This window comes from Saccharopolyspora erythraea, assembly GCF_018141105.1.
Lineage (GTDB): Bacteria > Actinomycetota > Actinomycetes > Mycobacteriales > Pseudonocardiaceae > Saccharopolyspora_D > Saccharopolyspora_D erythraea_A.
This window is the reverse complement of record NZ_CP054839.1, coordinates 6,397,161-6,407,461: the sequence shown is the minus strand read 5'-3', so window position 1 is coordinate 6,407,461 and position 10,301 is coordinate 6,397,161. Positions and strand designations below refer to the sequence as shown.

Genomic DNA, 10,301 nt, shown 5'->3' with positions numbered 1-10,301 from the left:
AGCATCGCCTAGTTGGATTAGTGCTGGTCAGAGGGTTTCCTGGCTGAGTCGTGATGGCTGATCCAGTAGGTAGTGGTCAGCCCCGAATCCCCGGCCGACACCGGCGGCCGACAGTCACCAGAACATCACACCACCCTCCTCGCGCTTGCTCCGTTCGGGCGGTAGCCGGACTCCCACGGTCCGGAATCCCGCAATCCCGGGCGCCGTGTGCCTCGACCGCGAGACCATCCGCAGATGTCCCCCGACTCCGATGTCATCAAGTGGATCGTCATCGCCGCCACCCTGGTCCAGACGACCGCAGCCGTCATCCAAGTCCACCAGGGCCGCAGAACGAACCCCGACGCCCCCACGCTCACGGCGCTGGGCCCCGTGTCCAAACTGCTCCTGGCAACCGCGATCACCGGCACGCTGTGGATCATCGGATTCCTCAGCGTGTACGAACGCCGCAGGTCCGAGTCAGGCGAGACCTTCTACAGGATCCGCGACGAGTTTGCCGACCTCTCGGCGCCCGGGATCCTGCTCGGCCTCGGACTCTTCGTCCTGTCCGCCCTGGCAGGTGCCACGATCGTGGTGGGGTGGAAGGCGACGGACGCGCACTTCGCCGGCCTGAGCACACTTCTGGTCATGGTCAGCTCCGCCACTGCGGCCTTCACCGTGCTCACCGCCGCCGTGTTCGCGTACCGGGACAAAGACGAGAACATCCTGCTGATGCTTGCTTTCGCCGGCATCGGCGCCATCGTCGGCGGCACGACGGTGAATACCCAGCCCGAACGCCGCGGACCCTAGAGCACCGCGCAGTGATCGACGCTCAACGCGGCGCCTGGACGCCGAGCGCGGAGGAACTCGCCGCCCGCATGGCCACGGACTGATCGACGTAATCGCAGTTCAGACGCTAAAACGTTGCCTGCTGCGCGAAAGCTACCGGGACGCCTCTTTAGTCCGGAGAATGTGCGGGGAGCTGATCGGGCGGATCCCGCGCACGATCTCACCAGGGCAGTCCTGCGGCAGGTCAATGCCGGTCTCCGCGGCAACCTTGCGCCGCGCGGTGGCCTGGATGCCCTCCACGGTGACCGGGCGCCGGCCCGCGTTCCAGTCGGCATCGGTCAGCCCGTAGTCCCCGGGAACCGGGTATCCGCCGGGTAGGGCCCACCGGCCGGCATCGCCGGTGGCCCACAGCAGGACCCCGTCACCGATGAGGACCACGGCGTCGACGAGGACGTTTTCGCCGAGCCGCCGTCCCCACCCGATGCCGGTGTTCATGCCAATGCTGTCCAGCAGCTGGTCGGCGTGCGGATGGACGGGCCTGCCGTGCTGGTCCAGGGCGAACCCGCCCTGCCAAAAGTGCTGCTGCAGCGCAGCGGAAAGCTGCCAGGCGTCCGCCGCCGTCGGAATATCGGGGTCGAGCCGCGCCGGGTTCACACCGGCACGGTGCGGCGCGCCGGTCGCGTCGTAGCCGGGCGGCAGGACGTAGCCGTGTTCGGTGCGCTCGAACCCCTCGGCCGAGGTGTGCAGGCGCGGTCCGTAGCCGGGCTGCGGGGTCTCGGCCACGTGCTGGGTGAACTCGGCGAGTTCGCTGTCGGTGTAGGCGTGTCCGGCGAAGCCCTGCCCCCAGCGTGTGTCGTCGGGCAGAATCTGCTGGTCAAGTTCGGACCAGGACATCAATTTCTCCATGGTGGAATCAACTTGCCGGACCCTGCGGTGGGGTCTCGGCTGATGCCGTCTCGACGCGGGGAGGGGGAGAGCGGCCAGCCCGGAAAGTGCGAAGTCGGGAGCGAGGAACGAGCGGACGAGTTCGCACGGGGCTTGCCGCTCGAACCTTCCCCGCGTAGGCATCAGTCAGCCGAGATCCCACCGCAGGGGTTCGAGCGCTGGATCCGTCGCTCTCGCCTCTTTGGTGATCCCGTGGCGAGGGGGCAACCCCGGCTACCGGTTCATCGCGGTGCGTGCCGCACGAGCCTCACGTTCACAGCCGACGCCGGTCTTCAACAGCCGTTTCGTGTTTCCAGTCTTGGAAACCGCAGTTGCCATGAGCGCCACGGCTCGGGGGCAAGGAGACAAAGCTCTTGATCTTGACCATGTCGTCGACGACGCTGCGTACCGATCGCAATTTTCGCTGGTCGCGCAGTGCTGGGCTCGACCTGGCGAGATAGTGTTTTCCCTGGTCGTAAGCGTGCTGCGGACGGTTGCCGACGTGTAGGCGTCGTAGTTGCTGCTGGTCGATGTGTTTGCCCTGGTCGTGCCCTTGTGAAGGGTCAAGCCTTGGCATGGGAGGAGCAGCGGAACGTGGACGGCTCACGGCGCAAACCCGCACCGCAGCGTCAAGCTGTCGATCGCGATCGCCTTGGTGACGCGGCCGAGGAAGCAGTGCCCCGTCGTCACGGTCGCTTGATCCGGTGATCTCGACGAGTCCACGTGCTGCCGCACCGTCGGCCGATGTCGGTGGGGCGGATGCTGCACGTGGCAGGATCGCATTCAGAACCACCAGGCGGGGAACGCAGGAGCAGCAGTGGAAGGCGTCGACCACGAGATCTATGTCGCGGCGGGCGAGCGACCCGCCCCCGACGAGGAGCAGCCCACACCTCGTGACCGATGGCATGTCGTCGGTGAAGAGGTCACCCACGAACGGCCCAGCGGCGAGCGTGTGCCCTCGATGATCCCGGCAGCGATGTTGCGCCGCTCTCCGTCATGGGAGCGCGTGTTACCGCCGCAGTCCTGCGATGAGCAGAGGCCGACCGCATCGTCACCGAACACCGACTGACCGCGATCGGTCAGCATCGAACGACGCCGCACCCGGGTAAGCCAGCGCGTTTTTGTCCAGGTCGCGATGATTTCCCCTGGTCGCGGGCTCACGTACCGGAGGCAAGCGCAAGCATCCCCGAGTGGAGGGCGTCCTGTTTCCGTATGTGTCCTCACAGAGGACACGCTCGGCCTGGAAGAGGACACAGAGAAACCGGGTGTCGGCCAGGTTGTCGTACGCATAGTGGAAGGCGTGACTGATCCCGCCCCGACACCGGTGCCCTCGGCACAGAGCACGAGTTCCTCCCGCGGTACGCCGGACCAGGTACCGGGCGGGCTCGTTGCCGAACTGCGAGTGATCTCGCAACGGTTGGCCGAGCTCGGACCGACGATGAATGAGATCGCGGCGACCTTGTACGCCACCGGCTGCCGTGACGACAGGCTCGACCGCGCGGTGGACGCCCACTGCTGTGCCCTGGAACGCTTGCAGCGTCTGCTGGATTCGGAGTCGGATAGGGCGAGTCGAACCGGCTGAGGGTGCCACATGGCGGTGCGCACTCAGGACGAGCTTCGCCTAGCTCGGGCGATGTCCTGCGGCGAAGAGGGCATGGTCATCAGGGCTGTGGTTCGCGCATGACGGCGTCGGAGGCTTCGAGCGCCAGGCGCAGGACGCCGGCCGGGAGTTGGCCAAGTCCAGCGGCAAGCGCGAGTTCGTCAAGCAGGCCGATAAAGACGAACCGGTCGGCGGGCATGACGGGGGCGCGGCCGGCGGCGTGTTCGGCTTGGCCGCGGCTGGCGGTCGTGCGGGCTCGGTCGGCTGCGGCGGCGATGCGGTCACGGGCGGCGCGGCGCTGCCGGTACTGGCGTTCGGTGGTCACGGCATCCCCCCGAGGTATGGCTCGGTGGCCTTTCTACCTCGCGAAACCTCGCGCCGCCGGATGCGCGACGCTATTGGGGGGTGCCAGGTGCGCGTGGGCACGGTTCTATCCAGCCGTCACAGTGGCGCGGACGATCAGCGAGTGCTTACTGGCCTCAAGTTCCATGTCGACCAAGTCGGCGACAGCGGCGAGGTGAAGTCGAGTTTTGCCAAGACCTGCGCCACAGATGTTGCCGCCGCTGGTCGGGATGCCGCATGCGGGTTCGTTGCATGGGATCACGCAGTGGAGCGTCGCCCCTCAGTTCCACCGAACTGTCGGTCACGCTCTGCGGTACTCGGCGCCTACACCGCAAGACAGATGCTTCCTGAATCTTGAAGCGTCCGCACCTGCCCTGGCCCCGACGCCGAGGACAGGTGTGGACGCTCCGCAGCCACCGCGTGCCTACTGCTTGCGGTGGGATCGCGCGCCGCCCGGAGGGGGTGCAGGGGCGCTGCGACCGGAACACTGGTGAGTGCCGGTCAGGGGGAGGCAACAGGCGCTCACCAGCCGCGGGACACGCTAACTTCCCGCGTCCGCGATCCGGTAGAGCCGATTCCATTCGTTTCTCAACGTATACTATATTGAAACCTCAAGGAATGCGAAAACCGTTCACCGGCTCCAGGTGAACTCGAATTTTTCGTGACAATCCAGCGCCTTTTAAGTTTCCAGGCGGCAGCCAGGGTGGGGCGGACTGCGGAAGGCCGTAACAAGTGACGAGGACGTCTCAGGCCTCGACGCATCGGGGTAAGGAGCGCTGTATTAGCAGACTCCCAACTGTGACGACTCAGTCGGGTAAATTCCTGGTTCATCACCCGTATGGTCTAACGGATATGTGCAGGCTGTAACGGGCTAGCGTTGCGTGTGTTCGAACAGAACCAGAGTCCTGCTTCGCATTGATCCGTGGCCTGGACTCGCACGATGTCTCTGCGTCACCACTGGCGACAAATCAGAGGTCGCGCAATGAGCAACCCGGTACGAACGCTGCTTGTGCAACGGTTCGGCAACGGTTGATCGACATCCCAACCCCTTGTCCCTAGAGTTGTGGCTCTTCCCTTTCTGGAGGAAGACGAATGTTTGCTAAGTCGAAGCGACGCGCTCTAATTGTTGGCGCTGCCCTGATCGGCGCGGTATCAGCGCCTGTGGCGGTCGCCACGGAGACGTCGGCCGCACCGAAGAAGAGTGTCGCGAGTACGGTTCGCCTCTCTGTTTCCAGCGACGGTTCGGGCGTGAGCCGCACGGTCGTGTTGCGCTGCCACCCGACGGGCGGCAACCACAAGCGGACCGTGGAAGCCTGTGCTCAACTCGACCAAGTCGGTGGATCTTTCACAGCTTTGAGGGCCGAAGAGCCCCGTGCGTGCACGCTGGAATACGCTCCGGTCACGGCCAGCGCTACAGGCACCTGGCGTGGATCCGAAGTCCGTTTCGAAGAAACCTATTCCAACAGCTGTGCCTTGCGTGTGGAAACAGGTGTGGTGTTCGACTTCTAACCAAACTCACCTGCATCTTGTTGAAAACTTCCGCTGACTTCGGGGGCCGGGGCCATTCACCGGTGCTCTGGCCCCCGAATGCCGAGCCCAACTGTGGAGAAAAGCCGAGATGAGCTACTACGAGATGATGCGTCTTGTCTCGCCCTTGGGGCAGATCGCGACGGAGACCTCTGCTGTTCCTCAGTGGCCTACCGAGGACCCCGACGCCCACCTCCAACGGCGACTCGCGGATCCAGACACAGTCAGGCTGCGAATTCCTCGCCAACGCGCTCCGCGATCGCTTCGGGTTCAAGGATCCCTGTCCTCCTCAACACCCACCGAGGCGCGACATGGCGAAGCAGCCAGGTACCTCCCGCAAGCCGCGGCACGGACCCGGGTCCTGCCGATCCGGAGAACATGACTACAGGGGGGAAGGCATGGCTTTAAGGGACGTGGGACCGTGACAGCTAATGAGGCTGCTTGCCTGTTCGAGCTGCGCGCTCTTCTGAAGCTCGCCGGGCACGAAGACAGCGCCGCCATCTCCGCATTCCATGCACTTGTGGACAAACGTGGCTGCACCGTTGTCCGCAGGGCGCTCACAAGGCTCGAAAGAGAACGGCCTGCAGGAAGCCAGCTGGCTGACCGCGTAGCTCCGCACGCTACCACTGTAGCTCCATCGTGCCTGTTTGTTCAGACCACCGGCAACAACACGTACTGACCCGCCGAGGTCGCTGGCGTTTCGGGGTGCGCCGCGATCGTGTTTCGACAGCTTTGCGGCCATCATGTTCCCCGGCGACGAGTGGTAACTTCTGTACGAGTTGAAAGCTAATAAATGCTCGTATGTCAGCTGGACACGGCAGCGGGCGGGCGAGTGCGACGGCGATCAGCCGCATCAGAATCCACCCGCTCGGCAAACCCGGACAGCAACCGAATCTGACTTGCCACACCCGGGCTCCTCCCTCGCTGGGCGAACAGCGGACGTGGTGATCAGAGCTGTGGTTCGCGCATCACGGCGTCGGGGGCTTTGAGCGCCAGGCGCACGATGCCAGCCGGGAGTTCGTCAAGTCCAGCGTCGCGCGAGTTCGTCAAGGTAGCCGCGGGTGTGTTGCCGAGGCGCACGCGGGCAACGGCCCTACCCTGGCCGTCACGGCGGCGCGGACAATCGGCGGGTGCTTTCTGGCATGGGGCGCCATGTCGGACCGGCGGCGAGCCGCTGCGTGACGACGTTATAGGGGTCGGGGATGTCGGCGCCCTGCTCGGCTTCGAGAAGGACAGCGTGGAGGCAGCGCTCGGCTTGGTCGTCGCCGATGCCGAGCGTGGCAATGTCGCGCCAAAACTGGCCTTCGCGTGCGGCGGCGTGCTGTGCGGACTGCCGGAGGTAGTTCGGGTCTGGAGTGATCACGCTCTGATCGTGGCCGAGCGTGACCGCCAGGGCGGGCACGACTCGCCAAGTTCGGGCAGGCTTCGCGATGCGGCGGAGACCGGGCCGATCCTCGGCGCCCGGACCATCCCCGAACTGGCGACCAAATGCCCGCACACCCGGGCCAGTGGGTGCTCATCCGCCGTAACCGAGCCACCGGCGAGCACGCCTACCACCGCTGCTTTACACCTCGCCCGGTGGCCCTGGCCGACCTGGTGCGGGTCGCCGGAACACGGTGGCGGATCGAGGATTCGTTCCAGAACGGCAAGAGCCTCGTTGGGCTCGACCAGTACCAGGTCCGCCGGTGGCACGCCTGGTACCGGTTCACCACCCTGGCCATGCTCGCCCTGACCTACCTCGCCATCCTCGGTGATCTACCCCCGGTTCGGTGGAGTCGGGTTACTGGATATTCAGTGATCTACTCGACCTCTGGGAGGTTCGTTGCCCCGCCGGTATCCCGCGGAATTCCGCCGCAAGGTTCTTGATCTCGTCGAGTCTGGCCGGCCTGTCGCGCACGATCTCGGCATCAGCGATCAGACGATCTACAACTGGCGCCGCCAGCATCTCATCGATACCGGGCAGATGCCCGGGAGCACCAGCAGTGAGGCCGCAGAGCTCGTGACCGCGCGTAAGCGCATCGCCGAGCTCGAGGCAGAGCTGGCCACCCATCGCCGGGCTGCAGAGTTGCTCGGCGATGTGGTGCCCCCAAAAGACGGTACGAGGCCATCAAAGTGATGGCAGGCGAAGGGCTGCCGGTACAGCTGACCACCCGGGTGCTGAGAGTGTCAGAGTCTGGCTATTACGCCTGGCTTTCGCGGCCGCCGTCAGCGCGTTCGGTGCGGCACGCGTGGCTGACCGATGTCATCCGGCAGGTCCACGCTGCCTCGAGAGGAACCTATGGAGCACCACGCGTCCATGTTGAACTCACCGCCGGGCGCGGGATCACCGTCGGGCACAACACCGTCGAGATGTTGATGAAACGTGCTGGCATCAAAGGACTTCCAGCCAAAAAGCGGTAGCGGCCCAAGCCCGAAACGCCAGCCGCGGCCGATCTTGTTGACCGCAAGTTCACGCGCCACGGGCCAGACCAGCTCTGGGTCACCGATATCACCGAACACCCCACCAGGGAAGGTAAGGTCTACTGCGCGGTCGTGCTGGACACCTACTCGCGCCGTGTCGTGGGCTGGTCCATCGACAGCAGCCAGACCTCGACGCTGGTCACCAGCGCGCTCGGAATGGCCGTGCACAACCGCAGCCCCACCGGCGAAACGATCATCCACTCGGACCACGGAGTTCAGTACACATCCTGGGCATTTACCCGCCGCGTTCAGGAATCAGGGCTCGTGCCCTCGATGGGTTCCATCGGTGACTGCTACGACAACGCCGTCATCGAGTCCTTCTGGGGACGCATGCAAACCAAAGTACTCAACCGCAAACAGTGGAAGACCAGGATCGAACTGGCCAACGCCATCTTCGAGTACCTCGAGATCTTCTACAACCGCCAACGCCGCCACAGCGCACTCGGCATGCTCACCCCGATCGAGTACGAAAACCACCACCCGAGCATCCAGCCCGTCGCCTAAACTCCAGAAAACCGGCTCCACAAAACTCAGGGAACATCAGACCGACGATCAGTAGTGAGCCGGTTCGTGGAGCTCAGGCAGCGCGACGGCGGCAGGCTCTCTGAGCCGTCTCACCACGCGACTGCGGGCGTGAACAGAGCGGTACCGTCAGGGAGACGCACGGTAGGACAACGCCATCGTGCAACCAGGGGGCCGAATTCCGCCGCCCCGGTGCGTCACTGCCGCCCGCCACCGGCCGTGTTCGGCCCGCTCAGATCAGCCGGGTACTGGAATGGGGTCCGTGGCGCACGTCCGGCGACCGTCGAACAAAAGCCAGGGACGCTTCACCCGCCGACGCGGGGACGTTCTGTGGGACGTGCTTGGCGATGTTGCAGATAATAGAGCGTTATCTGTGGGATGAGCGCAAGAACCGGCCAAAGCCAGCACCCTGGCGATCAGCGAGCAGGGCCGACGAGGGCTTGGCGCCAGTTTCCGTTCCGGTGTTCCTCAAGCGCCGAGTCGGCCGGCGGCGCGACAACGACCAGTCCGATAGCCGCGGCGGCGGCCAGATCCTCCCGCATCAAACTTCGGTGTTCGGTGGTGTCGAGGTGCAGGCGGGCGTCCCCGGCCTCGGTGTGGTCGTCGTCGACCATGTCCGGGCGACGGCGAAGGAGGGTCTGGGCGGTACTGGTGGTCTTTGGACGAGGTGCCCCGCTGCGCCCACTGCGGGCCGCAGCGGGGCCCTTCTCATGCAGGATCAACCTCGCTTAACGGTCCCCTACGTCAGGGACGAAGGACAAAGTGCGTCGCTACTTCGGTCGGGGCCGTGGCCACGGTGGATGTCGAGGTCACAGACTGCGAACCCGCTCCGCTTGCTGAGCGAGCGTCAGCCGGGGCTCCGGTAGCGGTGCTGTGGGGCGGGGCCCAGCCTCGATCCGCGCCGGTACTACCAGCTCACCATGCTGGGAGCGGAAGACACGCGTGGCACGCTGTGCGATGGACACGACTCGGCGGCCAGTGCGATGTCAGTTTGCCGCGGTGAGGCCGGTTGGGACTTCCCAGTTGTATCGGCGTCCCCGGTTCGTGAGACGGAGGCCGGCCTTGAACACCACCGTGCCCAGTTCGCCCGCCGCCTTAGCGGCCAGCGGAACGGTGTTGCTCGTCTCGCCGTAGCCGAAGTTGAGGGCTGATCCGGCGCCGACCGCGAGCTGACTGAGATCCGCCGGTGGGACGGCTACGAGGTCGGCTGTCTCGTCGCCCGCCAGGTGCCGGATCAGGGTGGGGCCCACGCCGGCGAGGGCGGGCCCGGGCAGTACCTCCCGGATGAAGTCCAACACGCCCTTGGTCAGGGCGATGCCCGCTTCCGAGGTGCTCTGCTGTCGGCGCAGAATCGTGTCCCAGAGGGCCGAGCCGTCATCGAAGCAGGCGGCGTTGAGCTGTGCGTCGACGCCCAGTACGTGGCCGATGACCCGCCAGATGTGGAAGAAGGCGTCCCGGTCCTCCTCGGCCAGGTCGATGCCTAGCCGTTCCAGGCCCCTGGGAATGACCACCGAGAAGCTCATCAGCGTCCCCGCGAGGTCTTCCTGGTTGACGGGAACACCCCAGGCCGAGTCCCAATCCTTCCTCTGCGATAGGTGGTAGCGCATGGTGGCGTGCAGCAGCCGGATCTTCTGCGCCGAGCGCAGGCCCTTGCCGCCGGCACCCAAACCGTCCTTGTCGAGAACGTCGACCAGGAACTGCGAGGTTTCCATGAGCCGTCGATAGACACCGGAGGTCAATCGTTGTGACATGCCCAGGACCCGGGCGCCGTCGCCGCAGCTATAGCAGGCCACCAGCGAGTAGCACAACAGCGTCGAGACAAGAGAGTTTTCATAGCGACCGAGCAGGGTGCGGCCTCGGTCCATCAACGTCGAGTCGGCCCACTCGGGTAGCACGGCTTCGTCGAAGTAGTGTTGCACCTGCTGGGGTAGACCGGTGGGGAGTGGGTCGTTGTTCCGCTCGAGTCCGAATAGGACCTGCCGCACCTGATCCTGCTGCCCCAGGTCGTAGGTCTCGGCGATCGCGGCGTCAGCCAGGGGGTCTCCGAGCCTTCGCATCCGGTCCAACATGTCGTCCGTCCACAGCGGAGTGGTCATTCAACTGTCCTTCCTCCTGCATGGCCAAGTCCCCTCGGAGCAAGGACTGGGCAGCTGCTGATCAG

Annotated in this window: 10 protein-coding genes and 2 pseudogenes; 6 read left to right on the top strand and 6 right to left on the bottom strand. The window is 65.2% G+C overall.

What is annotated here, in order from left to right:
- The first annotated feature begins 234 nt into the window (after positions 1-234).
- The gene (locus HUO13_RS28610) at positions 235-786 is read left to right on the top strand and encodes a hypothetical protein (RefSeq protein WP_211898090.1); all 552 of its coding nucleotides are present in this window, start codon (positions 235-237) and stop codon (positions 784-786) included.
- 132 nt (positions 787-918) lie between these two features.
- Here HUO13_RS28610 and HUO13_RS28605 read toward each other — a convergent pair whose 3' ends face one another.
- Complete coding sequence (locus HUO13_RS28605; RefSeq protein ID WP_249124143.1) at positions 919-1,659, bottom strand: NUDIX hydrolase; 741 nt, start codon at positions 1,657-1,659, stop codon at positions 919-921.
- 304 nt (positions 1,660-1,963) lie between these two features.
- Positions 1,964-2,266 carry a hypothetical protein gene (locus tag HUO13_RS28600; RefSeq protein WP_211898088.1) on the bottom strand — a complete coding sequence of 101 codons (303 nt, stop codon included), beginning with the start codon at positions 2,264-2,266 and terminating at the stop codon, positions 1,964-1,966.
- A gap of 240 nt (positions 2,267-2,506) precedes the next feature.
- On the opposite strand from HUO13_RS28600, the gene HUO13_RS28595 reads away from it, so the two are divergent.
- Together HUO13_RS28595 and HUO13_RS28590 are read left to right on the top strand one after the other, a co-directional pair.
- Positions 2,507-2,758 (top strand): hypothetical protein, encoded by a 252-nt coding sequence (locus HUO13_RS28595; protein WP_211898087.1) that lies wholly within the window; start codon positions 2,507-2,509, stop codon positions 2,756-2,758.
- A 231-nt stretch (positions 2,759-2,989) separates the two neighbouring features.
- Positions 2,990-3,271 carry a hypothetical protein gene (locus HUO13_RS28590; protein ID WP_211898086.1) on the top strand — a complete coding sequence of 94 codons (282 nt, stop codon included), beginning with the start codon at positions 2,990-2,992 and terminating at the stop codon, positions 3,269-3,271.
- A gap of 79 nt (positions 3,272-3,350) precedes the next feature.
- On the opposite strand, the gene HUO13_RS28585 is transcribed toward HUO13_RS28590, so the two are convergent.
- Positions 3,351-3,614 carry a hypothetical protein gene (locus tag HUO13_RS28585; RefSeq protein WP_211898085.1) on the bottom strand — a complete coding sequence of 88 codons (264 nt, stop codon included), beginning with the start codon at positions 3,612-3,614 and terminating at the stop codon, positions 3,351-3,353.
- A 1,109-nt stretch (positions 3,615-4,723) separates the two neighbouring features.
- Here HUO13_RS28585 and HUO13_RS28580 point away from each other — a divergent pair.
- Positions 4,724-5,140 carry an SSI family serine proteinase inhibitor gene (locus HUO13_RS28580; RefSeq protein WP_211898084.1) on the top strand — a complete coding sequence of 139 codons (417 nt, stop codon included), beginning with the start codon at positions 4,724-4,726 and terminating at the stop codon, positions 5,138-5,140.
- Positions 5,141-6,263: 1,123 nt separating this feature from the next.
- Here HUO13_RS28580 and HUO13_RS28575 read toward each other — a convergent pair.
- Positions 6,264-6,560 carry a hypothetical protein gene (locus tag HUO13_RS28575; RefSeq protein ID WP_211898083.1) on the bottom strand — a complete coding sequence of 99 codons (297 nt, stop codon included), beginning with the start codon at positions 6,558-6,560 and terminating at the stop codon, positions 6,264-6,266.
- Between the two features lie 89 nt (positions 6,561-6,649).
- On the opposite strand from HUO13_RS28575, the pseudogene HUO13_RS37820 reads away from it, so the two are divergent.
- Positions 6,650-6,904: pseudogene (locus HUO13_RS37820) on the top strand (IS701 family transposase); the annotation flags it as partial.
- Positions 6,905-6,980: 76 nt separating this feature from the next.
- Positions 6,981-8,122 (top strand): annotated as a pseudogene (locus HUO13_RS28570) (IS3 family transposase).
- Between the two features lie 434 nt (positions 8,123-8,556).
- Here HUO13_RS28570 and HUO13_RS28565 read toward each other — a convergent pair.
- Both HUO13_RS28565 and HUO13_RS28560 read right to left on the bottom strand, forming a co-directional pair.
- Positions 8,557-8,754, bottom strand: a complete 198-nt coding sequence (locus HUO13_RS28565) for a hypothetical protein (protein WP_211898082.1) — start codon at positions 8,752-8,754, stop codon at positions 8,557-8,559.
- Positions 8,755-9,126: 372 nt separating this feature from the next.
- Positions 9,127-10,236, bottom strand: coding sequence for an oxygenase MpaB family protein (locus HUO13_RS28560; RefSeq protein ID WP_211898081.1), 1,110 nt, complete (start codon positions 10,234-10,236; stop codon positions 9,127-9,129).
- Between the last annotated feature and the right edge of the window lie 65 nt (positions 10,237-10,301).

Bases quoted from the DNA above. Each gene is read 5' to 3' on its own strand.
- HUO13_RS28600 (WP_211898088.1), bottom strand. From the start codon at position 2,266: ATGCCAAGGCTTGACCCTTCACAAGGGCACGACCAGGGCAAACACATC.
- HUO13_RS28560 (WP_211898081.1), bottom strand. From the start codon at position 10,236: ATGACCACTCCGCTGTGGACGGACGACATGTTGGACCGGATGCGAAGG.
- HUO13_RS28605 (WP_249124143.1), bottom strand. From the start codon at position 1,659: ATGTCCTGGTCCGAACTTGACCAGCAGATTCTGCCCGACGACACACGC.
- HUO13_RS28580 (WP_211898084.1), top strand. From the start codon at position 4,724: ATGTTTGCTAAGTCGAAGCGACGCGCTCTAATTGTTGGCGCTGCCCTG.
- HUO13_RS28610 (WP_211898090.1), top strand. From the start codon at position 235: ATGTCCCCCGACTCCGATGTCATCAAGTGGATCGTCATCGCCGCCACC.
- HUO13_RS28565 (WP_211898082.1), bottom strand. From the start codon at position 8,754: ATGGTCGACGACGACCACACCGAGGCCGGGGACGCCCGCCTGCACCTC.